At 68.9% G+C, this 22,935-nt stretch carries 26 protein-coding genes; 7 read left to right on the top strand and 19 right to left on the bottom strand.

Annotated elements, in window-relative coordinates:
• The first annotated feature begins 5 nt into the window (after nucleotides 1-5).
• Together BKA02_RS08195 and BKA02_RS08190 are read left to right on the top strand one after the other, a co-directional pair.
• On the top strand, nucleotides 6-827 hold the full coding sequence (locus tag BKA02_RS08195) for an AraC family transcriptional regulator (protein WP_179432989.1): 822 nt from the start codon (nucleotides 6-8) through the stop codon (nucleotides 825-827).
• A 192-nt stretch (nucleotides 828-1,019) separates the two neighbouring features.
• Complete coding sequence (locus tag BKA02_RS08190) at nucleotides 1,020-1,724, top strand: hypothetical protein (protein ID WP_179430094.1); 705 nt, start codon at nucleotides 1,020-1,022, stop codon at nucleotides 1,722-1,724.
• A gap of 58 nt (nucleotides 1,725-1,782) precedes the next feature.
• Here BKA02_RS08190 and BKA02_RS08185 read toward each other — a convergent pair whose 3' ends face one another.
• Nucleotides 1,783-2,838 (bottom strand): acyltransferase family protein, encoded by a 1,056-nt coding sequence (locus BKA02_RS08185; RefSeq protein WP_179432987.1) that lies wholly within the window; start codon nucleotides 2,836-2,838, stop codon nucleotides 1,783-1,785.
• Between the two features lie 47 nt (nucleotides 2,839-2,885).
• On the opposite strand from BKA02_RS08185, the gene BKA02_RS08180 reads away from it, so the two are divergent.
• Nucleotides 2,886-3,956 (top strand): TlpA family protein disulfide reductase, encoded by a 1,071-nt coding sequence (locus tag BKA02_RS08180; protein WP_179432985.1) that lies wholly within the window; start codon nucleotides 2,886-2,888, stop codon nucleotides 3,954-3,956.
• Between the two features lie 40 nt (nucleotides 3,957-3,996).
• Here the strand turns inward: BKA02_RS08180 and BKA02_RS08175 are convergent, their stop codons facing one another.
• The 3 genes from BKA02_RS08175 to BKA02_RS08165 all read right to left on the bottom strand — a co-directional run bounded on the left by BKA02_RS08175 (nucleotide 3,997) and on the right by BKA02_RS08165 (nucleotide 6,570).
• Nucleotides 3,997-4,938 carry a nucleotidyltransferase family protein gene (locus BKA02_RS08175; RefSeq protein ID WP_179432983.1) on the bottom strand — a complete coding sequence of 314 codons (942 nt, stop codon included), beginning with the start codon at nucleotides 4,936-4,938 and terminating at the stop codon, nucleotides 3,997-3,999.
• Nucleotides 4,935-6,023 carry a glycosyltransferase gene (locus tag BKA02_RS14570; protein WP_179432981.1) on the bottom strand — a complete coding sequence of 363 codons (1,089 nt, stop codon included), beginning with the start codon at nucleotides 6,021-6,023 and terminating at the stop codon, nucleotides 4,935-4,937. Before BKA02_RS14570 ends, BKA02_RS08175 begins: the two co-directional genes overlap by 4 nt.
• A gap of 91 nt (nucleotides 6,024-6,114) precedes the next feature.
• Nucleotides 6,115-6,570, bottom strand: coding sequence for a GtrA family protein (locus tag BKA02_RS08165; protein WP_179432979.1), 456 nt, complete (start codon nucleotides 6,568-6,570; stop codon nucleotides 6,115-6,117).
• Between the two features lie 62 nt (nucleotides 6,571-6,632).
• Between BKA02_RS08165 and BKA02_RS08160 the strand changes: the two genes are divergently transcribed.
• The 3 genes from BKA02_RS08160 to lepB are packed head-to-tail and all read left to right on the top strand — an operon-like array spanning nucleotide 6,633 to nucleotide 9,755.
• Complete coding sequence (locus BKA02_RS08160) at nucleotides 6,633-7,454, top strand: glycosyltransferase family 2 protein (RefSeq protein WP_179432977.1); 822 nt, start codon at nucleotides 6,633-6,635, stop codon at nucleotides 7,452-7,454.
• Nucleotides 7,451-9,043 carry a hypothetical protein gene (locus BKA02_RS08155; RefSeq protein WP_179432975.1) on the top strand — a complete coding sequence of 531 codons (1,593 nt, stop codon included), beginning with the start codon at nucleotides 7,451-7,453 and terminating at the stop codon, nucleotides 9,041-9,043. Before BKA02_RS08160 ends, BKA02_RS08155 begins: the two co-directional genes overlap by 4 nt.
• Before the next feature lies 1 nt (nucleotide 9,044).
• The gene (lepB, locus tag BKA02_RS08150) at nucleotides 9,045-9,755 is read left to right on the top strand and encodes a signal peptidase I (RefSeq protein WP_179432973.1); all 711 of its coding nucleotides are present in this window, start codon (nucleotides 9,045-9,047) and stop codon (nucleotides 9,753-9,755) included.
• A gap of 124 nt (nucleotides 9,756-9,879) precedes the next feature.
• Here lepB and BKA02_RS08145 read toward each other — a convergent pair whose 3' ends face one another.
• The 14 genes from BKA02_RS08145 to BKA02_RS08080 form a co-directional block, all read right to left on the bottom strand.
• A complete protein-coding gene (locus tag BKA02_RS08145) occupies nucleotides 9,880-10,701 on the bottom strand; it encodes a hypothetical protein (RefSeq protein ID WP_179432971.1) in 822 nt (273 codons plus the stop codon).
• 132 nt (nucleotides 10,702-10,833) lie between these two features.
• Nucleotides 10,834-12,192: a phosphoglucosamine mutase gene (glmM, locus tag BKA02_RS08140; protein WP_179432969.1), complete on the bottom strand. Its 1,359-nt coding sequence runs from the start codon at nucleotides 12,190-12,192 to the stop codon at nucleotides 10,834-10,836.
• A gap of 17 nt (nucleotides 12,193-12,209) precedes the next feature.
• The gene (gene rpsI, locus BKA02_RS08135; protein WP_179432967.1) at nucleotides 12,210-12,695 is read right to left on the bottom strand and encodes a 30S ribosomal protein S9; all 486 of its coding nucleotides are present in this window, start codon (nucleotides 12,693-12,695) and stop codon (nucleotides 12,210-12,212) included.
• Nucleotides 12,696-12,721: 26 nt separating this feature from the next.
• Nucleotides 12,722-13,168, bottom strand: coding sequence for a 50S ribosomal protein L13 (gene rplM / locus BKA02_RS08130; RefSeq protein WP_179432965.1), 447 nt, complete (start codon nucleotides 13,166-13,168; stop codon nucleotides 12,722-12,724).
• Between the two features lie 173 nt (nucleotides 13,169-13,341).
• The gene (locus tag BKA02_RS08125; protein WP_179432963.1) at nucleotides 13,342-14,034 is read right to left on the bottom strand and encodes an endonuclease/exonuclease/phosphatase family protein; all 693 of its coding nucleotides are present in this window, start codon (nucleotides 14,032-14,034) and stop codon (nucleotides 13,342-13,344) included.
• 64 nt (nucleotides 14,035-14,098) lie between these two features.
• Nucleotides 14,099-14,950 carry a tRNA pseudouridine(38-40) synthase TruA gene (gene truA, locus BKA02_RS08120; RefSeq protein ID WP_179432962.1) on the bottom strand — a complete coding sequence of 284 codons (852 nt, stop codon included), beginning with the start codon at nucleotides 14,948-14,950 and terminating at the stop codon, nucleotides 14,099-14,101.
• A gap of 266 nt (nucleotides 14,951-15,216) precedes the next feature.
• Entirely contained in the window at nucleotides 15,217-15,912 is a 696-nt protein-coding gene (gene rplQ / locus BKA02_RS08115; protein ID WP_179432960.1) for a 50S ribosomal protein L17, sunset domain variant, read from the bottom strand.
• Between the two features lie 30 nt (nucleotides 15,913-15,942).
• Nucleotides 15,943-16,932, bottom strand: a complete 990-nt coding sequence (locus BKA02_RS08110) for a DNA-directed RNA polymerase subunit alpha (RefSeq protein ID WP_179432958.1) — start codon at nucleotides 16,930-16,932, stop codon at nucleotides 15,943-15,945.
• A 145-nt stretch (nucleotides 16,933-17,077) separates the two neighbouring features.
• Nucleotides 17,078-17,476, bottom strand: a complete 399-nt coding sequence (rpsK, locus tag BKA02_RS08105) for a 30S ribosomal protein S11 (RefSeq protein WP_045253826.1) — start codon at nucleotides 17,474-17,476, stop codon at nucleotides 17,078-17,080.
• 27 nt (nucleotides 17,477-17,503) lie between these two features.
• A complete protein-coding gene (gene rpsM, locus BKA02_RS08100) occupies nucleotides 17,504-17,878 on the bottom strand; it encodes a 30S ribosomal protein S13 (protein ID WP_179432956.1) in 375 nt (124 codons plus the stop codon).
• 134 nt (nucleotides 17,879-18,012) lie between these two features.
• Nucleotides 18,013-18,129, bottom strand: a complete 117-nt coding sequence (gene rpmJ, locus BKA02_RS08095) for a 50S ribosomal protein L36 (RefSeq protein WP_084516090.1) — start codon at nucleotides 18,127-18,129, stop codon at nucleotides 18,013-18,015.
• Nucleotides 18,130-18,203: 74 nt separating this feature from the next.
• Nucleotides 18,204-18,425: a translation initiation factor IF-1 gene (gene infA / locus BKA02_RS08090; protein ID WP_028496510.1), complete on the bottom strand. Its 222-nt coding sequence runs from the start codon at nucleotides 18,423-18,425 to the stop codon at nucleotides 18,204-18,206.
• Nucleotides 18,426-18,584: 159 nt separating this feature from the next.
• Nucleotides 18,585-19,967 carry a choice-of-anchor A family protein gene (locus tag BKA02_RS08085; protein WP_179432954.1) on the bottom strand — a complete coding sequence of 461 codons (1,383 nt, stop codon included), beginning with the start codon at nucleotides 19,965-19,967 and terminating at the stop codon, nucleotides 18,585-18,587.
• A gap of 133 nt (nucleotides 19,968-20,100) precedes the next feature.
• Nucleotides 20,101-20,790, bottom strand: coding sequence for a DsbA family protein (locus BKA02_RS08080; protein ID WP_179432952.1), 690 nt, complete (start codon nucleotides 20,788-20,790; stop codon nucleotides 20,101-20,103).
• A gap of 275 nt (nucleotides 20,791-21,065) precedes the next feature.
• On the opposite strand from BKA02_RS08080, the gene BKA02_RS08075 reads away from it, so the two are divergent.
• A complete protein-coding gene (locus BKA02_RS08075; protein ID WP_179432950.1) occupies nucleotides 21,066-22,046 on the top strand; it encodes a hypothetical protein in 981 nt (326 codons plus the stop codon).
• Between the two features lie 49 nt (nucleotides 22,047-22,095).
• Here BKA02_RS08075 and map read toward each other — a convergent pair whose 3' ends face one another.
• Nucleotides 22,096-22,926, bottom strand: coding sequence for a type I methionyl aminopeptidase (gene map / locus BKA02_RS08070; RefSeq protein ID WP_179432948.1), 831 nt, complete (start codon nucleotides 22,924-22,926; stop codon nucleotides 22,096-22,098).
• Between the last annotated feature and the right edge of the window lie 9 nt (nucleotides 22,927-22,935).

The following is a 22,935-nucleotide window of genomic DNA, read 5'->3' as shown; positions in this document are numbered from 1 at the left end:
GCCCCTTGCGCATCTCCGCACGTCGTCACGACTACGGTGGCGTGACGCTGTGGGCGCTCGCCGGCGACGCCACGGAGTTCGAGGTGCGCCCCGATGAGGCCCATGATGCGATCGCGTTCGCCTTCGTGGATGCCGGATCGCCCGCGTCACGCCTGGACGGCGAACCGTGGTTGCAGATCAACAGCGGCATGATCATCGCCCCAGACGGCATCGCACGCCGTCTGAGGTTCGAGAGCCCGTGGCGGGCGAGCGTCGTTCTTCTTCCGCGCCCCGCCCTCACGGCCTTCGTCACCCGATTGCCGACGACCATCTGGTGGCCGAGGGAGCGACGAACTCTCGATCTCGCGATGCAGGCCTTCGTGACTGCTCTCGCGCAACCGACGCACGACGCCACGGCGATCGAGACGTACGCCGCCGAACAGCTGCTGCTGGAGATGGCCGGCGCCGTACTGCTCGACCGGTTGGGTGCCGATACGCCGGCGAAAGATCCCGCGACGGCCCTGCGCGACCGCGCGCTCGCCGTGATCGCGCAGCAGTGCGCCGATAGCGAGCTGACTCCCGCCCGCGTCGCGCACGACAGCCGCACGTCGCTGCGGCGCCTGCAGAACGTGTTCGCCGAGTCGGATCTGACCGTGGCCGGGGAGATCCGGCGCCACCGCGCCCGGCTCGCTCGGTCCTTGCTCATCGACAGCCGGTTCGACGTGCTCTCCGTCGAACAGATCGCCCAGCGCTCCGGATTCGGCACGACGATGAGCCTGCGCCGCGCGCTGCACGAGGTCTACGATGCAAGCCCGCGATCGCTGCGCCGCGCTCGCGGGCACGTCTAACAGCCGTCGCATTTCGACGCGATATCAAACATTTCGCGCAGAAAGAGCGCACAGCACGCAGATCGAGGGCGATTTATCGCTTTCCCTGAGAGTTGTCTCTATGTTGATCCCGACGGGGGAAAATCGGGGTGCCGCTGTGCGCTCGCTCCCGATACCCGCGCAGTTCCTGACACTTCCTGGAAAGAGGCTCGCATGACCGAAGAACAGCCCAAGGGCATCTCACGCCGCACCGTCGTCAAGGGAGCCGCCTGGTCGGTTCCGGTCATCGCCGCGGCCGTCGCCGTGCCGGCGCGCGCTGCGTCGCTGACGGGCGTCGACGTAGGAGTGACATACAACTGCGTCGGCAACTACGACCTCGCGCTCTTGGACACAATCGAAGGCATCCCTGGTGCTGGTCCGATTGCGGTAAACACTGTGACGGGCCTCCTCAGCGCGATCGGTCTCGAGCAGTTCTCCTCTCGTGGTTTCAACATCACTGCCGTGGAGGGGACGATTCCGGCCGGCACTCAGTTCACGTTGACCGTGCCGCCCGGCCTCATCGATCTGAGCCTGTTGCCCGGCACCCTGCAGGCGGGAGCGCTTGGCATCGTCACGCTGAACACAGATGGCGCGATCATCGAATTGACGACTGATTTGAATGAGGGCGAGACCGCTCTCATTTCCCTGCAGAACGCCGATGTCGATCTCGACGTAGCTGGCACGACATCGTTGGCGCTCAATGGCGCAGACGACCCGAGCACCCCCCCGGGGGCTCCGAACTCTGCCGACCTCTCGCTCATCTCCGTCAACACAACGCTGGGCGAGATCGTGAATCTCGGAGCGTTGTCGCTGTTGCTCGGTAACCTGGATGTCACTCTCCAGCTGTGCCCGGGCCAGGACGACCCCACCCAGCCGTAGCACGCGCGTTTCAATCAATCGAGGGTGGCCGTACATGTGTGCGGCCGCCCTCGATTGATTACGCCCAAACCCCGGCTCTCGGTCGTGACCTGCCTGAAACCCACCCGAGTATCCACTCAACCGGCCCGGTACCGACGAAGCGCACCCACACCCACGCCACTGTCAGCGGAAGGACAACTACCAGGAGCCAACCGACCACGGAGTTCTCCTGCGGTCGCCCCGAGTCGCGGTTCCATACGGCGATGATCGCGACGTGGAGCAGGTAGAGGCTGAGCGCAATCTGCCCCCACGCCCGTAGCGGGGCGAACACCGCATCCCGCACTGTCGCGACGCCCGAGGGATCGATCTGCGCGAGCAGCACCACCACAACGTAGACCGCGAAGACCAGCCCGACGTCGTGAAGGGTATCGAGATAGTCGCCGGACAGTACGGGAACGGGTTCGAGGAACTTCTTCGCAACGGCGGCCCCGATCCAGGCGACGGGCGCGATGACGGCCATCGTCCACAGCAGCCCATCGCGGCGGAAGCCGTGGCGCAGCAGCAACGCACCGAGCAGGAAGAACGGCAGCAGGTTCACCAGACGGTATGAGTGCCCGAGCAGCACCCATCGCCCGACCTCCTGTACCCAGGGCTCTTGCGTCGAGAACCAGGCCGAGTGTCGTGCGAGTTCGAGGATCGGCTGCGTGACCACAGTCAGCACTGCGAGCACTCCGAGGAGCCACCGCGTGCGCAGAAGCAGCAACGGCACGCCCACGATCAGTACCAGTCCAAGGTATTGCAGCACGATCGCGACCCAACTGCCCCACAGGACCATCCACACGCCGATCGCGATCAAGAGGACTCCGCGAATCGTCTGCTGAGCGATCGTCTTGGCGACGCCTGCGCGCCGGTTCCAGACGATCTGCGCCGACATGCCCATGACGAGCGCGAACAGCGGAGAGGCGAGGTCGTTGACCTGGGCGGTTGTGATCTTCACCACCCACGGCAGATTCGGCAGCATGATGTTGGCGTGCGCGAGCAGCATCGCGATGATCGCGACTCCCCGCAACACGTCGGGAACCGCGAGCCTGTCGCGCCGCGATGGTTGCGTCGCCGAAAGGCTGTCCGAAGTCATGTCCGTATTGTGTCAGGGCGCTTCCCCGCGGCGATACACTTCCCTCGATGCCTGCCGACACCGTGGATCTGCTGCTCGTCTTCGCGACGGGGCTTGTGGCGTTCACATTCGCGTGGTCGGGGGCAGCAAAGCTCGGGCACGCACCGCAGACGTTGGCCGCGATGTCGGCCCTGCGCGTGCCCTCCTGGCTGCGGAGGCCCGGCGTGGCGCGACTCGTGCCGATCGGCGAGCTGCTTCTCGCCCTCGCACTGCTCCTGCCGGGCCCGACTCGCGCGCTGGCCGGCGTCGTCGCCGTCGCCGTGCTCCTCGTCTTCACCGCGCTGCTCATCGGCGTGCTCCGACGCGGCGATGACGTGGACTGCGGATGCTTCGGCGCGCTCTCCCGCGACTCCCGCGTGACGCCGTGGTCACTCGTGCGCAACGCGCTGCTCATCGTTGCGGCCCTGATCGTCGCGGTCTTCGGATGGGCCGTCCCGGCGCTGCCCGTGCAGCTCGCGCAATTGCCTCTCGTGCTCGTCCTGACGGTCGCACTCGCGTGGGCGGCGGTGCTCGTCATCGTGCTCATCGCCGCTCTCGTCGGCGCACGGCGAGCCGAGCGTCAGCCCTCGGTGCCCACCGAGTCTGCCCGTTCCGATCCTCGTAGCCCCGCCCCATTGTCCCCGCGGTCTCTGGCGCTGGGCCTGGATCCCGCCCGCCCGGGCGAGGTGATGCCCGGAGACCCGATCCCCGATGTCGAGCTCGTGGCCGCGAACGGCATGGCCCAGCCGCTCGCGCAGCTCGGAAACGGGAATCCGACTCTGCTCGTCTTCCTCAGCGCCGAATGCGGATCGTGCAAGCCGGTCGCTGCTGCCACGGCCGAATGGTCCCTCCGGCTCGCGCCGCTTCAGGTACGTATCGCGACCTCGTCTCAGCCGACGGCGATCGCCGCACTCGACGCCGAACTCGCTCCGCTCGCCCGGTACGGATCACGGGCGGTCCGGCGCGCGATCGGCGTGCAGCGCGCCCCCGCCGCCGTCGTGCTCGGCAACCAGGAGAACCCGATCATCGCCTCGCCCATCGCCTACGGGCTTGAGGAGATCGAGGCTCTCGTGCAGAGCGTCCTGGACGCGCGCGGCTGACAACACACGCGGGCTGCCACCGACACCTCTCGCGCATACGTCAGTCGTCGTGCGAAGCGCGCTCGGCTCCTCGTACGCGATCGACGACCACTCTCCGAAGCGCCTTCGCACCTCTCCACCATCGATCACGTTGGTATCGCCACGCCTCGCGTCTGGTCGGACGACTCAGAGAACTACGAGGGATGTCGTCACGGCGCACCCACACCGCCCGAGCGATGATGCGCACCCGTGCCGAGAAGGTCTGGCCGCGCAACGACCGCAGCCAGCCGACCGTACCGCCGTCCGCACCGTATCGGCTATTGGCCAGCCATACCTCCTGTTCGTCGGGCGTCACATCGACGAACAGATCCTGACCGACTCGCCGCATCGCGTCGCGCATCACCCATAGGGCCCTGCCGCGCGTCGCCGTCTTGACGAATTCCTCGCGCTCGCGTGGTGCCATTCCGCGCTCGAGGACTGCGAGCACCTCATCCCACTCGCGCACATGTCGCGCGACCGTCATGTTCCGCTGCGCGTGCAATCCGGCGATCAGCACCGAGCCCGCTCGCGAGGGAATGCAGACGTCGACGCCGGCGATCCGCAACGTGTCCCGCGCCGCCCACAGAGCGTCGAAGCCGCCTGCACTCTCGAACATTCCGGGAAAGGCTCGATGCACGTCGATGTCGCACGGCCACGACTCGTGAATGTAGGTGGCCGAATGGATGTCCAGGATCCACGGCGTGGAGCGAGCGACCCGTTCACGCCATCCCGCATCCCCAAGCAAGGCGCAGAACCGGTCGAAGCCGCCCGGCTCGACCCAGACGTCCGCATCGGCGGCGACCCGAGGAGCGCGGAGTCGATGATGCTCTGCGGCAGGGCCCTTGATGGACAGCACCCGCATCCCGTGCGAGCGCCCGAGGTGCGCGCAGAAGGCATGCGCGAGTCGGGTCGCCTCGGATCGCGCGAGCTGCACCGCGACGTCCGTGCCGACATCGGCGCTCATGGCATCAGAGCCGCGTAGAAGTCGCGGGCGAACCGCGACACGGACCATTCCGATGCGCGGGCAGGGAGCCCTCCGCTCGCGGCCGATCCACCCAACAGCAGGGCACGCTCCAGACCCGTGGCGATCTCGGTCGGATCCGCCGAGGCGATCAGCACAGCACGGGGATGATCGCGGATGAGTTCGCCGACGCCGCCCACATCCGTCGCGACCACGGGGGTGCCCAATGCAACCGCCTCCATCAGGGTCACCGGTAGGCCCTCGTGAGCGCTGGGCTGCACGACGACGTCGGCGACAGCAGCCCATCGCCATGCGTCTTGCTGGACACCCAGCAAATGCACGCGGTCGGCGATTCCCTGATTCCGCGCCTGGGCGTGAAGTGCGTCACGTTCAGGGCCATCCCCGACGAGCACGAGTGAGGTCTTGGGCATCGACATCACTGCAGACAGGAGGAATCGATGGCCCTTCAGGCGATTGAGCCCGCCGACGGCGACGGCCAACGAATGATCCTCGGGAATGCCGATGCTCGCTCGGAAGTCGTCGCGCGCTGCCGGATGCTGCGTAATCCAATCCCGCATCGCCTCCATGTCCACACCCCCGAGGACGGTTCGCACATCGCGATAGTGCCTCGCAGTCGGGCTGGCGGCGACCGCATCGGCGACCGCGAGCGCCCGATCGGCGTAGCGATCGAGGAACGCCCCGAGGTAGTTGTACACGGCACGATGACGTACGCCGTGCACGACGTTGATAAGCCGACCAGGCCGTCGGCGCAGTCGAAATGCGCGAACCAGCTTCTCGAGGTAACTCGTCACAGGCGAGTGGAAGACGACGGTGTCCTCAGGGCCCAGATGACGAAGAGTCCGGCGCAACTGCAGCATTCCGCGAAGCGGGCCGCGGGCACCGAGCTCGACGACGTGCACGCCGAGATCGCGAAGAGCGTTCACGTAGTGATCGTTCTCGCGAAGGGTGTTGACGACGAGGGTGGTCTCGAAGCCTGCGGGGTGCGTGCGGAGAGCGCAACGAAGGCGCGTGAACAACAGCGTCTCCGCTCCTCCGACACCGAGCCCGCGGATCACTTCGACGATCACCGCACTCCTCCCCCGCACGGCGATCCGTCTACCGTGGTCGTTCCCATCGTGGCATAGTGTCGCGGGCCGGGTCGGCGCGATCGCACGGTCCTCACGCCTTCGCCGACGTGCGGAACACCACCTTGTGGTACAGCACGAAGCGCAGGAGCACGACGATGACGATGCTGGCGAGGTTGATCACGTTCACGAGGAACGCCCCGGGTGCGTGGCCGAGCATCCCGGTCATCAGCTCCACGCCCAGCCACACGAGCGCTGCGCCGAGCAGCGTGCATACGCCGTTGGTGATGAGGAACAGCACCACTTCGGCGGTGCGGCCGCGGCGGTCGCGGTGGCGGAAGGCCCACTCGCGGTTGCCGATGTACGCGTTCACCAGCGCGACGAGGGATGCGACGATCTTGGCGACCACGAGATCCCACCCCAGCACGTACACGAGCAGGTTGAACACGGCGATCTCGATGACCGTGCTGATCGCACCGACGACGAGGAACCGGCTGCCGACTCCCAGGAGCCGACGCAGGCGCGCGGGCACGCGGGAGAGGGGGTTCACTCGACTAGTCTAGAAGGTGCGCGCCGGGCCCTCTGCGCGCCGTCCAGCGCCTGAGGACTCCCTTGCCGTTCACCCATCTCACCATCGTCATGCCGGCCTACAACGAAGCCGAGGGCATCCGCGGATTCATCGAAGAACTCCGCGAGCACGTCGCCCCGCTGGCCGAGCGCCTCAGCTTCGTCGTCGCCGATGACCGCTCCACCGACGACACCGCCGTCGTGCTGTCTGACCTGCCGGATGTGGATGTGCAGACCCAGCCCGCCAACCGCGGCCACGGCCCCACCGCACTCGCCGCCTACCAGGCGGGCATCGCGCTCTCCCCCGACGCGCTCGTGCACATCGACGGTGACGGGCAATTCCTCGGCCACGACGTCGCCCGTCTCGTCGCCGCGCTCGAAGCCACGGGCGCCGATGTCGTTCACGGCGTGCGCGGCGGACGCACCGACCCCTGGTACCGCAAGGCGCTCACCGCGGCAGTCGGCCTGCTCGTCGCCGCCTCCTGCGGGCGCCGCGTGCCCGACGTGAACACCCCGCTGCGCGGCTACCGCCCCGCCGCGGCCGAGACCCTCGTGGATGCCGTTCCCGCCGACGCGCTCGTGCCGCACGTGCACTTCTCCCTCGCCGAGGCGCGCGGCGGATTCCTCGTGCGCTACGTGCGCGTGGCGAGCATCCCGCGCCGCGGCGCATCCGCCAGCGGAACCATGTGGGGGCGCGGCGCCGGGCTGCGCCTGCCTCCCAAACGCCTACGCGTGTTCGCCCGCGACGCCCTCGCCGAGGTGTGGCGCCTGTCGCTGCGTCCATCGGCGCCACTGCGCAGCATCCGCCGCACATCCCCCACTTCATCCGGGCCCACTTCATCCGGGCCCACCGCATCCGGCTCATGAGAACGCTGCGCACCACGCTGTTCTGGCTGCTCGCCGCGGCGCTGCTGGCCTGCCACGGCGTGGTCGCGTGGCAGAGCGTGGTCGTGAACCACCTGTGGGAAGACGAGGCGTTCAACCTCACCGTGCCGCTCAACCTGCTCTCGGGTCTCGGCTACGCCAGCGACGGCACGCTCTCGGGCTCGAGCATCACCCCGTTCGACCCGCGCATCTCCACCGGACCGACCGTGCTGCTGCCCGTCGCCGCCGTGCTCGCGCTCGGCGCCGACACCGTGATGGGCGCACGGCTCGTGCCCCTCGCCTTCTGGATGCTGCTGCTGGCCGGCGCCGGCGTGCTCGGCCACCGGCTGGGCGGGCGCTGGGCGGCACTGCTGGCCGCCGCCGTGCCGCTCGCGTTCAACACGACCGCGGGCGTCTCACCCATCCAGGGCCCTGCCGACCTGCTCGGCGAGATCCCCGCCGCCGCCCTGCTCGTGTGGGCCCTCATCGTGCTGCCGCGCCGCGCCTGGCTCGCGGGGCTCCTCGTGGGCCTCGCCGTGCAGGCCAAGCTCATCGCTCTGCTCGCGCTGCCCGCCTTCGCCGTAGCGCTGTGGATGCTCGCACCAGGAACCGGATGGATGCGCGTGCGCACCACCCTGCGCCGCAGCTGGCTGCCGCTCGTGATGGTCGCGCTGCCGACGCTGCTCGTCGAGCTCGCCGCGCTCGTGGGCATGGGTTTCTCGGGGTACCTGCGCCACCTGCGCTCGCTCGGCGGGTTCCTGCTGAGCGGAGGGCAGGACACCGCGCCGACCACCATCGCGCAGAAGGCGACCACGTTCGCCGACGCGTGGTTCGTGTGGCCGTGGGCGGCCGCCGTCGCGGGGCTTCTGACCGTGGCGCTCGTCGTGGCGGGAGCCGTGGCGCATCGGCGGACCTCGGTGGCGGGGAGCGCTGAGTCGGGGCGGGGCGAGCCCGGGCCCGCTCAGTCACCTCGTGCTGAGTCGCCCCGCGCTGAGTCCCTTCGGGGTCGGACGGCCATCGTGCTCGCCGCCGGCGTCGGGCTCGCCACCTATCTCGCGTGGTGGTCGCTCGCCGCGCACCTGCCGTTGTGGGTGCGCCATCCCGCGCCGGGCGTCTTCGCCTTCACGCCGATTCTCGCCGCGGCCGCCGCCGGCGTCGCCGCGGCGTGGTGGCGCCGGCGCCGCACGGCGGGCGGCGCGTCGGATGCGGGCCGTGGGTCGGATGCGGGCACTGGGTCGAGCATCCTTCGTGCCGGGATCGGCGCGGTCGGTGCGGGCGTGATCGTCGTCGTGGTCGCCGCCGGAGCAGCCCTGCACGCCGTATCCGCCCTCGCGCCTCCGGCCGAGACCCTGCAGAGCCAGCGCGCCGGACTCGAGCCCCTGCGCGCCTGGGTGGCGGAGACGGGCACCGACTGGCTCGCCGCTGAGCCGTGGGGGCGGCCGGTGGCAGCGGTCGTGCTCACGGGCGCCCACGTAGGACTGTGGGATGCGCCCGGGATGGCCGACGTTCCCCGACTCACCCCGCAGCCGTGCGTCGGCGAGACGCTCGCCCAGGCGGGCGAGTACCGTATCTGCAGCGCACCCGAGGAGTGAGATGAGCAGCGAGACCGCATCCGCACCGCGTTCGCGGTGGCGTCGCATCACGTCGAGCCCGTGGTTTCATCTCGTGCTCGCGTTCGTGCTCGTCGGAGGCGTGCTCAGCTTCGTCGCCAAGCCGTACTCGGTGCCGTCGAGCTCGATGACCCAGACCCTGCAGGTGGGCGACAGGGTGCTCGTCAACCGTCTCGCCTACGTGGGCACCGAGCCCGCCACCGGCGACATCATCGTGTTCGACGCCGACGAGACGTGGGGCGCCACCGGCGTCGACGAAGAACCGTGGTTCACGAGCGTGCTGCGCTGGCTCGGTGAAGTGAGCGGATTCGGCCCGTCGGGCCCGCACACGCTCGTCAAACGCGTGATCGCCGGGCCCGGGCAGACCGCCGCGTGCTGCACCGCCGCGGGCGCCGTGACGGTCGACGGCGTCGCGCTCGACGAACCCTACGTCTTCAACGACCTGCCGTTCACGCCCGGTGTGCTCGACTGCGAGACCGAGCCGGCCTCGACCCGCTGCTTCGGGCCCGTGGAGGTGCCGGAGCGCTCGTACCTCATGCTCGGCGACAATCGCGGCAACTCATCCGACTCCGCCGCCCGGTGCCGCAGCCTGCCCACCGGCAGCGACGGATGCTGGCGCTGGGCCACCCGCGACGGCGTCGTCGGCAAGGTCGTCAGCATCGTGTGGCCCATCCCCCGCTGGCAGGTGCCGTAGGCCGCCGTCCCTCGCCGAGCCCCCGTCATCCCCTCGCGAGTGCACGGCTTATCGCCGAATGAGCGGCTTCTTTCGGGAAACACGCCGCACATTCGGTGGAATCCCGCACATTCGGGATGCGATTTCAGCCGAAGTAGAGCGGCACCGGCTGCGACGGCGTGACGAGCTCTCCCCCCACCGTCGAGAGGTGCACGCTACCGGTCGTCGGGCTGGAATAGCCGGCGAGCACTCCCACCACGACAGGATCGTCAGCGGCGAGCCCCCCATCGCGCGCCACGCTCAGCGTGCCCGTGCCCACGCCCGTGATCGTCCAGCCCGTCTGCGGCGACGCGTCCACCGACACGGATGCGGCGGTGAAGACGCCGCTGTCGAGGGCGAAGGTCAGCGTCACAGGCCCCGGCACGCTGATCCCGTGCGCCTCGACGACGGCGCGCAACCGACCGTTGACGAAGTTCATGTTGGTGCGCGGCTGCGTGAGGGAGACGGTTCCGCCGGGCGCGGGAACGAACCCGGCATATGACGTGGTGAGCCCGCCGTCGACGGCCAAGCCGTGCATCCCACCGTGGGATGCGACCGTCGCCGACGGCTTCGCCCGCACCCGCAGCCGGAAACTGCCGTCGTCGGACGTCATGGCGTATACCTCGGTCGACCCTCCGGCCCCGCCGACGATCTCGAAATCAGACCCCTCGATCAGGGCCGCGACCTGACCGTACTTCGGCTGGCCATCCTCATCGAGCAGCCACCCCGACACGGCCACCTCGCCGCCCGGAGGCATCGGAACGACGTACGCCATCTGGCTGAACCGCACGGTCGGGCCGCTCACGCTCGCCGCCCGCGCGGGAACGGCCACGGCCGCTGCGACGACCGGCGCGCTCCAGGCCGCCGCGGTGAGGAAACTCCGGCGCGATGTGCGGGCAGGCTCGACGGCCTCATCTGAACGGGTCACGCGCCCGAGGTTAGCAGTGCGCGCGCCCACCCGCGAGTGCACGGCTTATCACCGAATGAGCGGCTTCTTTCGGGAAATACGCCGTGCATTCGGCGGGATCCCGTGCACTCGCGAAAGGACTACAGCGAAGGACTACAGCGACAGCCGCTCGCGCACCACGATGCACAGCCGGTCGGCGTGGCTGCGGGCCGTCTCGACGTCGGCCGCCTCGACCATCACGCGCACGAGAAGCTCGGTGCCGGATGCGCGCAGCAGCACGCGTCCCGTGTCGCCGAGCTCCGACTCGGCCGCGCGCACGGCGGCCGCGAGCGGCTCGTCGTCGTTCACGCGCGTCTTGTCGACATCCTTCACATTCACGAGCACCTGCGGGAAGACCGTCATCACCGAGGCCAGCTCGGCGAGCGACTTCTTCTGCCGCGCCATCTCCGCCACCAGGTGCAGGCCCGTGAGCACGCCGTCGCCCGTGGTGGCGAACTCGCTCATGATCACGTGACCCGACTGCTCGCCGCCCAGCGAGAACCCGCCGGCGTTCATGTCTTCGAGCACGTACCGGTCGCCGACCGCGGTCTTGCGCACGGTGATCCCGTGCTCGCGCATCGCGACATGCAGGCCGAGGTTGCTCATCACCGTGGCGACGAGCGTGTTCTCAGCGAGAACGCCGCGCTCCTTCATCGCCACGGCCAGGATCGCCATGATCTGGTCGCCGTCGACGACGTTGCCGGAGGCATCCACCGCGAGGCAGCGGTCGGCATCCCCGTCGTGGGCGATGCCGACATCCGCGCCCACGCGCACGACCTCGGCGGCCAGCTTGTCGAGGTGCGTCGAGCCGACGCCGTCGTTGATGTTCAGCCCATCGGGCTCGGCACCGATCACGGTCACCTTCGCGCCCGCGTTGGTGAACACCTCGGGCGACGCCCCGGCCGCCGCGCCGTTGGCGCAGTCGAGCACCACATGGATGCCGTCGAGCCGGTGCGGCAGCGACGCCAGCAGGTGCATGACATAGCGGTCCTCGGCATCCGCGAACCGGATGATCCGGCCCACATCGCCACCGGTCGGCTGCAGCTTGGGGCCGTTCATCGCCTCTTCGATGCGCCGCTCGACGTCGTCGGGCAGCTTCACACCGCCGCGGGCGAAGATCTTGATGCCGTTGTCGGGCGCCGGGTTGTGCGAAGCCGAGATCATCACGCCGAAGTCGGCATCCACATCCGAGATGAGGAAGGCCGCGGCCGGGGTCGGCAACGTGCCCGCGTCGAGCACGTCGACGCCGGAGGATGCCAGACCCGCCTCGACGGCGGCGCTGAGGAAGTGACCGGAGATGCGCGGGTCGCGGGCGACCACGGCGGTGAGCCGCTTGCCGGCGGCCCTGCGGGCCTCGGCGATGCGGCCCTGGCCCAGGACGACAGCAGTCGCCTGGGCCAGGGAGAGCGCCAGATCGGCGGTGAGGGGGCCGTTGGCCAGCCCGCGCACACCGTCTGTTCCGAACAGTGCCATGGGAGGAACGGTACGGATCAGCGCTTCGAGTACTGCGGAGCCTTGCGAGCCTTCTTGAGACCGGCCTTCTTGCGCTCGATGACGCGGGCGTCACGCGAGAGGAAGCCGGCCTTCTTCAGGGTCGGGCGGTTGTTCTCGGCGTCGATCGCGTTCAGCGCGCGGGCGATGCCCAGGCGCAGCGCACCGGCCTGGCCGGAGTCGCCGCCGCCGGAGATGCGGGCGATCACGTCGTACGCACCGGTGAGGTTGAGCACCGTGAACGGGTCGGTGATCAGCTGCTGGTGCAGCTTGTTCGGGAAGTAGTCCTCGAGCGTGCGGCCGTTGACCGTGATGGTGCCCGAGCCCGGAACCAGGCGCACGCGGGCGATGGCCTGCTTGCGGCGGCCCACGGCGGCGCCGGGAACGTTCAGCACGGGGCGCGGAGCGGCCTCGGCGGCCTCCACGGTCTCGGCGCTGGTCGTCGAGTACGAGGTGGGGAATTCGGTGGTGTCGTTGTCAGCCACGAGTATGTCCTTAGGGTGTACGGCGCTTACTGGGCGACCTGGTCGAACGAGTAGGGCTGGGGCTGCTGCGCGGCGTGCGGGTGCTCGGCACCGGCGTACACCTTGAGCTTCGAGAGCTGCTGGCGGCCCAGGCTGTTCTTCGGGAGCATGCCGCGCACGGCCTTCTCCACGGCGCGGACGGGGTTCTTCTCGAGCAGCTCGGAGTAGGCCACGGCCTTGAGCCCGCCCGGGTAGCCGGAGTGGCGGTAGGCCATCTTCTTCTCGAGCTTCTGACCGGTGAGCGCGACCTTGTCGGCGTTCACGATCACGACGAAGTCGCCGGTGTCGATGTGGTTGACGAAGGTGGGCTTGTGCTTGCCGCGCAGGAGCGTTGCGGCGTGCGAGGCGAGACGGCCGAGAACGACGTCGGTGGCGTCGATCACGATCCAGTCGCGCTGGACCTGCCCGGCCTTCGGGGTGTAAGTGCGCGTCACGATAGTGCTGCTTTCTAGTCGAACGGAGAGGTTCGTGAATCCCACTCCGGGGTGGTTCTCCCCTAGAGGGGCGAACACGCCAGTGGAGGGCTCACGTTCGTGGCACCCCGCAGTATGGAGTACCAAAGGAATAGCTTACGGCATCCTCGCCGCATCCCCAAACACGCCTGTTGTCAGGCGGCGCCGGTGCGCTCGACGGGATGCGGGTCGGCCGTGACGAGGATGGGGCGGTGATCGCTGGAGCGCTGCGGCAGCGTGCGGATACTGTCGATCGCGAACCCGACGGAGGTCGCGAAGTCGTAGTGCCCCTTGAACACGCGGTAGCGCGTGTAGGTGCGATCATCGCTCAGGCTCAGCGTGTAGCCGTGGTCGCGCACCGCCTGGCCGAGGTTCTCTTTGAACACCGGATAGTTGTAGTCGCCGACCATGAGGATGGGCAGTCCGTCGCCGATCTCGGCCAGCGCATCCAGCGCCGCGCGAATCTGATGCCGGCGCAGCGAGTTGAGCGCGGTGAGCGGGGCGGCGTGGAAGGAGGCGACGACGAGATCCGCCCCCGAGTCGATGTCGTGCAGACGCACCCCGAGCACGCGCTCGTGCGCGGGTTTGAGGATGCGATCGTGCAGCGACTTCTTCAGCTCGAACGCCGAGACGCCGACCACGTCGAACGTGTTCGCCCGGTGATACACCGCCAGCCCCAGGCGGTTGCCCTGCGTCGCCTCCACGAGGGTGAGATCGCCCAGCCGCTCATCGAGTGCCGCCGAATCGGCCTCCTGCAGGCACAGCACATCGGGCGCATGCTCGGCGACGAGCGCACCGAGCTCGTCGGCGGCCCGATGCTTGCGCAGGTTGTACGAGATCACCTTCATCGCATCCCACGCTACTCGCGTCGGCTTTGCGGATCCCGGAATACGGCAAACGTCTGAGGATGAGTCAGGCGTCTCCCGGATGCTCGCGCCGCGCCCTCGTCTGCTCGGCACGGGCGGCCAGCAGCTCATCGGCCGGATAGCCGACCTCGAGCAGCGACAGCCCGCGCGCGGCGAGCACCTTGAACTCGCTCGTGCGGGTGAGCCCGTCGCGGATCACCGCGAGGTCGCCGACATCGAGCCGCCCCTCCCCCACGGCCGCGCAAGCACCGACGAGCGCGCGCACCATGCTGTGACAGAAGGCGTCGGCCTTCACCTCGGCCACGAGCACGCCCGCCTCATCGCGGCGCCAGCGGTACTCGAGCAGGGTGCGAATCGTCGTCGCGTCGTCGCGCGCCTTGCAGTACGCCGCGAAATCCCACAGGCCGATGAGCGTCTGCGCGGCGGCATCCATCGCGTCGACATCGAGGGATGCGCGGATGCTCGTGGTGTCATGCCGGACGAGCGGGTCGTAGCCCGACTGCTCGTCGGCGAGACGGTAGCGGTAACGACGCCAGACCGCCGAGAAACGGGCGTCGAAGCCCTCCGGCGCGATCATCGACTGACGCACCGTCACATCCGGATACGCGCCGAGCACCCCGCGCATCCGCCCGGCCAGCGACCCCGCCGGATCGTGCGCCGCACGGCCGTGGCGCGACTCCACCCGGGCCCACTGCGCCTCATCGAGGTCGACGTGTGCCACCTGCCCCGCGGCGTGCACCCCGGCATCCGTGCGCCCGGCGACGACGAGCTGCACCGCGGATCCGACGATGCGCTCCAGCGCGCCCTCGAGCGTGCCCTGCACGGTGCGCAGCCCGGGCTGGCGCGCCCAGCCGCGGAAGCCCGTGCCGTCGTAGGCGATATCGAGTCGGATGCGCACGCCTCCAGGGTATTCCTGCCCACGCGGCGCACTGCACGCCGCCTCGTGCTCAGGTGCCCGGGAATGCCCTCGCCTATGCCCATCCGGGGCAAACAGGGGCCCCCGACGGATGCGTTCCGCACTCAGGTGCCTCCGATCGCCCTCCGGAGGCCCTGAGCGGGCGAAGCGGGCACCTGAACCCTCGGGGTGGTCCCGGAGGCGGACGGCCCCGGGCACGCCGAAGCCCGCCGCCCCGAGGGAGCGGCGGGCTTCGGCGTGAGACGCGATTACTCGGCGGAGTCGCCCTTGCCGGCCTCCGTGAAGCCTGCGGCCTCGGCGGCCTCGGCCGTGCGGAACCACACCTCGGCGACCGTTGCGTCGTACCACTGGCCGTCGGGACGGTGGTAGAGCATCGAGTCCTTGTTGCCCTTGATGTCGAAGCCCTCCGGCGCCGAACCGTCCTCGAGAGGAGCAGCCGAGTCGTCGCCGAAGTCACCGGCGGCGAACGCCACGGGAGCCGCGACCTCGGTGGCGGCGGCCTCGTCGGCCTTCTCCGCCTTCGCGGGCTTGTCGGCCTTCGCGGGCTTGTCGGCCTTCGCGCTCGACTTCTTCGCCTTGGAGGCGACGGGCTCGAGCACGAGCTCGATCACGGCCATGGGCGCGTTGTCGCCCTTGCGGTTACCGACCTTCGTGATGCGGGTGTAGCCGCCCTCACGCTCGGCGACCAGCGGCGCGATCTCGGCGAACAGCACGTGCGTGGCGTCCTTGTCGCGCAGGATCGACAGCACGCGACGACGCGCGTGCAGGTCGCCGCGCTTGGCGAAGGTCACCAGGCGCTCGGCGAGCGGACGAAGACGCTTGGCCTTGGTCTCGGTCGTCTTGATCGACTTGTGGGTGAACAGCGCGGCAGCGAGGTTCGCGAGCAGCAGACGCTCGTGGGCGGGGCCTCCTCCGAGGCGCGGACCCTTAGTGGGCTTGGGCATTGTCTATCTCCTGGATCGGAAGGAAGGGTTTCAGAAGGACTCGTCTTCGGAGCCGCTGTAGAAGTGGGCGCCGTCGAAACCGGGCACCGAGTCCTTCAGCGACAGGCCGAGCGAGATGAGCTTGTCGCGCACCTCGTCCACCGACTTCTGTCCGAAATTGCGGATGTTCATGAGCTGCGTCTCCGAGAGGGCGACGAGCTCGGACACCGTGTTGATGCCTTCGCGCTTGAGGCAGTTGTACGAGCGGACCGACAGATCGAGGTCCTCGATCGGCATCGACAGCTCGTTGGAGAGCACGGCCTCGACCGGAGCCGGACCGATCTCGATGCCCTCGGCCTCTTCGTTCAGCTCGCGGGCGAGACCGAACAGCTCCACCAGCGTGCGACCGGCCGACGCCACGGCGTCGCGCGGGGCGATCGACGGCTTGGTCTCCACATCCAGCACGAGCTTGTCGAAGTCGGTGCGCTCACCGGCACGAGTCGCCTCGACGCGGTAGCTGACCTTGAGCACCGGCGAGTAGATCGAGTCGACGGGAACCTGCCCGGCCTCGGCGTACTCGTTGCGGTTCTGTGCGGCCGAGACGTAGCCGCGGCCGCGCTCGATCGTCAGCTCGAGCTCGAACTTGGCGGTGTCGTTGAGGGTCGCGATGACCAGCTCGGGGTTGTGCACCTCGACACCGGCGGGAGCCGAGATGTCGGCGGCCGTGACCTGACCGGCACCCGTCTTGCGCAGGTACGCGGTGATCGGCTCGTCGCGCTCCGACGAGACGACGAGCTGCTTGATGTTGAGGATGATCTCGGTGACATCCTCCTTCACGCCCGGAATGGTGCTGAACTCGTGCAGCACGCCGTCAATGCGGACGCTCGTGACCGCAGCGCCGGGGATCGAGGAGAGGAGGCTGCGACGAAGCGCGTTGCCGATGGTGTATCCGAAGCCGGGCTCGAGCGGCTCGACCACGAAGCGGCTGCGGAATTCGGAGATCTTTTCCTCGGTGAGAGTGGGACGCTGTGCGATGAGCACTGTCTGTTCCTTTCGATCACGTGCCCGCTATATGACACGTGGTGGGTGAGGTTGTTGAGTTGTGAGAAGGCGAGAGGATCGCCGCACGCCGCTCGGACCGCGAGCAGGTCTCAGACCCGCAGTGCTGGTCCGAGCGGCGAAGCGATCAGACGCGGCGGCGCTTCGGAGGACGGCAGCCGTTGTGGGCCTGCGGCGTCACATCCTGGATCGATCCGACCTCGAGGCCGGCGGCGGTCAGCGAGCGGATCGCCGTCTCGCGACCCGAACCCGGGCCCTTCACGAAGACGTCGACCTTCTTCACGCCGTGCTCCTGCGCCTGGCGGGCGGCAGACTCCGCGGCCATGCCGGCGGCGTACGGCGTCGACTTGCGCGAGCCCTTGAAGCCCACGCCACCCGACGAGGCCCAGCTGATGACGGCGCCGGACGGGTCGGTGATGGAAACGATCGTGTTGTTGAACGTCGACTTGATGTGGGCGTGGCCCAGCGCGATGTTCTTCTTCTCCTTGCGGCGCGGCTTGCGCGCGGCGGCCTTGGGTGCAGCCATGAAAGTCTTCTCCTAATCCCTGGCCGCTTAGCGGGCCTTCTTCTTACCGGCGACGGTGCGCTTCGGGCCCTTGCGGGTACGGGCGTTGGTCTTGGTGCGCTGACCGCGGACCGGCAGGCCACGGCGGTGACGAAGGCCCTCGTAGGAGCCGATCTCGACCTTGCGACGGATGTCGGCGGCGACCTCGCGGCGAAGGTCACCCTCCACCTTGTAGGTGCCCTCGATGTGGTCGCGCAGGGCGATGAGCTGGTCGTCGGTCAGGTCCTTGACGCGGATCGACTCGTCGATCTCGGTGGCCTTGAGGATCTCGACCGAACGGGTACGGCCGATGCCGTAGATGTACGTGAGTGCGATCACCACGCGCTTGTCGCGCGGGATGTCGACGCCGGCAAGACGTGCCATGCGGATTCTCCTGGAATGAGTAAGAGGTGTGGAGCAGGATCTGGGACTCGGGCCCCTTTCCCGAGGTGTCCCCCGCACGCGGGTTCTCGATCCTGCTGGACTTTGTATTGAGTTGTGCTGTTCCTGCGGTCGAGTCAGCCCTGGCGCTGTTTGTGCCTGGGGTTGCTCTTGCAGATCACCATGACGCGGCCGTGACGGCGGATCACCTTGCAGTGATCGCAGATCGGCTTGACGCTCGGCTGAACCTTCATGTTGTTTCCTGTTCGCTGTCTTCGTGCTGTCGCACGCCCCTGGGGCAGGCGACAGCCGTTACTTCTCGACCGGTCTAGCGGTAGCGGTAGACGATGCGACCACGGGTGAGGTCGTAGGGCGAGAGCTCCACGACCACGCGGTCCTCGGGGATGATGCGGATGTAGTTCTGCCGCATCTTTCCGGAGATCGTGGCGAGAACCTTGTGTCCGTTGGTGAGCTCGACGCGGAACATCGCGTTGGGCAGCGCCTCGGAAATCACGCCTTCGATCTCGATGACACCGTCTTTCTTAGCCATAGCCTCGCTGACGCTTGTGCAGACCGGTCGATCTGCGGTGGGTGATGGGATGTCGGTGCCGCGCTTATCCGGACACGCCGAGATAAGGCGCCAGGCACCAACGATCTATGTTATCCGACGGCGGAGCTGCGGGCAAGCCGGGCTCCGCCGTCGGATCGTTCAGCGCGTGGCGCGACGTCCGCGCAGGCGCGCGCCGAGCAGGAGCGCGGCCCCGCCGAGCAGCGCGGCCGCACCGCCGAGGGCGGGCCACGGCGAGAACTCGGCACCGGTCACGGCCAGGGTGCCGTCGCCGGGCTTGTCGCCCTGGTCAGGCTGGCTCGGCTGGTCGGGCTGGCTCGGCTGGTCCGGCTGGCTCGGCTGGTCGGGGTTGTCCGGCTGGTCGGGGTTGTCCGGCTGGTCCGGGTTGTCCGGCTGGTCGGGGTTGTCCGGCTGGTCCGGTGTCGAAGGCACGACCGAGCAGCTGAAGACATCGTCCACGAACGGATAGTTGTGGTGCTCGTTCCCCGTGCCCTCCATGCGGATCGTGCCGTTGGTGTACATCCGGCCGTTCGTGCTGGCGGAGAAGGTCACGGTCGGCGCCGAGGCATCCGGGTTCACGCCCGGGACGAGGATCGATCCGAGCACCTGCGACGAGCCGCCCACGGTCACATCCGTCGCGTCGACGAAGTTCCACAGGGTGTGCGAGGCGAGGTAGCCGAAGCCGTTCACGCCCGCGCCGACCACGTCGACGCGGATGCCGTCGAGCTCGAAGTACGTGGGCGCCCAGTTCGCGGTCACGCCGGTGATGTTGACGATGATCGTGGCATCCGCGGCGATCCCCGTGAAGGCGATCTCGGGATTGGTCGTCAGCTGGTCCGTGGTGACCGTGAACACCTCGCGGTCGGCTCCGGTGCCGGTGAACGTGATCCGGCCCCACTCCGCGGTGGTCGCACCGGTCGTCGCCTCGGCGGCGTACTCCATCGAGGCCGCGGAGATCAGCGTGCCGAAGTCTGCCCACGGGGCGACGGCATCCGCGCCGAGGCCCTCGGCGAGCTCGCCACCGCTGAGGTCGTAAGCGGGCGACGGGTAGGTCGGGGTGGCGACGCCACCCACCTGCACGTCTCCGCCGCCCGCGAAGTCGCCGACCACGGCGCCGACGGCGATGCTGTTGCCGTCGGCGATCGTGAGGTCGCCGCCCACGGCGAGCATGGTCTCGCCCGCGCCGGGCACCACGCCGGAGCCGACGCCAACCGTGCCGATGTTGAACAGGCGCGCCGGGTCCATGACGAACGAGGCGTCGCCTCCGGCGACGATCAGACCCTCGAGCTCGGCGGACGCGCCCGCGACGACCAGGTCGTCGCCCGCGTACACCGCCACGTTGTTGTCGGTGAACACGTTGGTGACGCTGTCGGGGCTCGGCACCTCACCGGGGGCGCACTCGCCTGCGGCGGCGAAGGCGATCTGCGGCGATGCGAACGCCCCGAATGCCACGAGGCCCGAGGCCGCCAACCCCAACGCGGCCAGTCGCGCCCATGGGCGCGACGAAACAGCTGTCTTCGTCATGATTCTCCCCTTGCACGCCGGAGTCGGCGTGATCCCCCTGATTTGTTAGGTCGAGAAACAATCATAGAGGATGCACGGGTCAAATCCTGAAAGCAGCCCACGAGCTGTGACGAGCCGCCTCAGCGGCGTCCGCTCACTTGCCCAGATCGACGAGCTGCTTGGCGAAGTCCGGGCTGTTGACCGGGTTCTCCACATACCCGCCGTCGACGAGCACGGCGGGCGTGTAGCGCTGCCCATCTGCAGGGCTCGCCGGGAGCAGGCTCGTGGTCTTGGTCATGAACTTGCCGTACGTCCGATCCGTGATGCACGAGTCGATGCCGGTGACGCCCACGCCCTTGGCGATCTCGATGAGAGTCGCATCGTCGAGGCCGGTGCTGTTCTCCTCCGGCTGCTGCGCGAACAGCCCCGTGATGAACGGCACGATGGCGCTCTCGTCCTTCTCAGCAACGCAGTACAGCGCATTGCCCGCGCGCGTCGAGTAGGCCGTTCCCTGCGAGAAGCGGTCGAGCGCGGCGACCGGGGTCACCTTGAGCGTGATCTTGTTGCTCTCGGCGAGGCTCCAGAGGTCTTCGCCGTGCGTCTGCTCGAACGCGTTGCACGCGGGACACATGAAGTCGACGTAGGTCTCGATCGTCGTGTCCCCCGTGCCGAACGTGATCGCCCCGGTGTCGGTGTCGACGACGCCCGCCTGCGGTGCGGGACCAGGGTCGGTCGCGGCGTTGTTGAGCCAGACCACAACGCCGCCGAGCCCGAGGAGCACGACGACGACGGCGGCGGACACGATGATGGCGAACCAGTTGGTCCTGCCCTTGGCAGCGGCCATTCTCATCCGATCTTTCGGGATCCCGGGGATCCTGTGTGCAAGGAAGCGGGCGCAGGAGGCCCGCGCGCTCTCATCCTTTCGCACCCGCCTATGGGGCGCGTGTGAAGCGACAACGAGCGAGAAACCCAATTCTGCATGAGAAACCCGCTCTGAGAGGGTTTCTCATGCAAGGCCGGGTTTCTCACTTCTCCTCCCCAGAGGCGCGACCCGGCGAGTTGTCCCCGACGTCCGCAGAGCGCGGTGCGTCGCGGCGGTGTGCCGCGCAGGATGGGCGGATGCTGAACCTCCTCTCCGACCGCGCATCCCTCCTCTCCCCCGCACCGCTGATGACCACTGAGGAGGCGCGGATGCTGGGGATCGTCGTGCCCTCGGCCGAGTGGGTGCGTGTGCGCCGAGGCGTCTATGCCGCGCGCGGCGCATGCGATTCGCTCCCGCCATGGATGCGCTACGCGCTGCGCGTGCACGCATACCTCCGTGCGCATCCCGACGCGATCCTCTGCCTCGAGTCGGCGGCCGTGATCCACGGCCTGCCGCTGTTCGGCGAGCCGCGCGACATCCACGTGTACGACCCCGTGCGCACCGCGTCGCGCCGGCGGGGCGATGTCGCCGTGCACACCGGCGCGATGCCGCGCGAGGTCGTCGCTGTCGAGGGCATCCGCGTCACCGCCGTGCTCGACACCGTGGTCGACCTCGCGCGGCTCCTGCCGCCTGCGCAGGCTCTCGCCCTCGTCGACACGGCGATCGCGCCGGCCCAGGGCGGCCCTCTCCTGCTCCGCGACCTCCGCGACCGGTCGGAATCGCAGCCGGGCTCCCGCGGGCGACGCCGCATGCCGTGGCTGTGGCGGCGAGCCGATCCGGCATCTGAGTCTCCGGCCGAGAGTGTGAGCCGAGCCGTCATCGAGTGGTGCGGCTTCGAGAGCCCCGCCTCGCAGCGAGAGTTCCGATACGAGGACGCGCGCGATCGGGTGGACTTCTTCTTCCCCTCCTGCAGAGCGATCGCCGAGGTCGACGGCTGGCAGAAGTACGGCGACGACGAACGCACGCGCAGCCGCCGATTCCGCGAAGAGAAGCAGCGCGAGGATCGGCTGCGCCGGCATGGCCATCCGTTCGCGCGGTGGAGCCTGTCGGACGCCTGGCGCGTCGAACCACTGGCGCAGGCACTCCGCGTGGCGAGGGTGCCGCTCGTCGCACGCCCGCAGACGGCGATGCTCGCCACGCTCCACGGCTCGCCCCGCGAGAAACCCCGTTCTGCGTGAGAAACCCTCTGCGAGCGGATTTTTCACGCAGCAGCGGGTTTCTCGTGAGTCAGGCCAGCGGGACGGGAGTCACCCCGAACGCCGCGAGGCCCGCCGCGCCGCCGTCGGGGGCGGTGAGCACCCACACGCCGCCGTCATGCAGCGCGACGCTGTGCTCCCAGTGCGCGCCATCCGATCCGTCGGTCGTCGTCACGGTCCAGTCGTCGTCCTCGACGAAGGTCTCCTCGTCGCCGGCGGTGACCATCGGCTCGATCGCGAGCACGAGGCCCGGGCGCACCTCGGCGCCCGGATCCGAGGTGCGGTAGTTGAACAGGCTGGGCGCCTCGTGCATCTTGCGCCCGATGCCGTGACCGACGTATTCGCGCAAGATGCCGTACGCCCCCGCGCTGCTGATGACGTCCTCGATCGCGCCGCTGATGTCGTTGAGCGTGCGCGCCGTCGTCATGGCCGCGATCCCCGCCCACATCGACGCCTCGGTCACCCGCGACAGCTCCTCGCGCGCCGACACGAGCTCGGGGCGGGATGCGTCGGGCACGACGACCGTGAACGCGCTGTCGCCGTTCCAGCCCTGGAACTGCGCACCGCCGTCGATCGAGACGATGTCGCCCGGCTCGAGCACGCGGTCGCCCGGAATGCCGTGCACCACCTGGTCATTGACCGAGATGCACGTCGTGTGCCGGTACCCGCGCACGAGCTGGAAGTTCGACTCCGCACCACGTGCGAGGATCACCTGCTCGGCGATCGCGTCGAGCTCACCGGTCGACACACCCGGACGGATGCGTGTGCGCGCCTCCGCAAGAGCCGCAGCCGTGATCAGGCCGGGCTCGATCATGGCGCGCAACTGCGCGGGCGTCTTGTAGAGGGAGCGTCGGAACACCACAGGGCTCGC

It is taken from the genome of Microbacterium pseudoresistens (genome assembly GCF_013409745.1).
Lineage (GTDB): Bacteria > Actinomycetota > Actinomycetes > Actinomycetales > Microbacteriaceae > Microbacterium > Microbacterium pseudoresistens.
The sequence above is the reverse complement of the archived record's forward strand: the minus strand, read 5'-3'. Positions and strand labels throughout refer to the sequence as shown.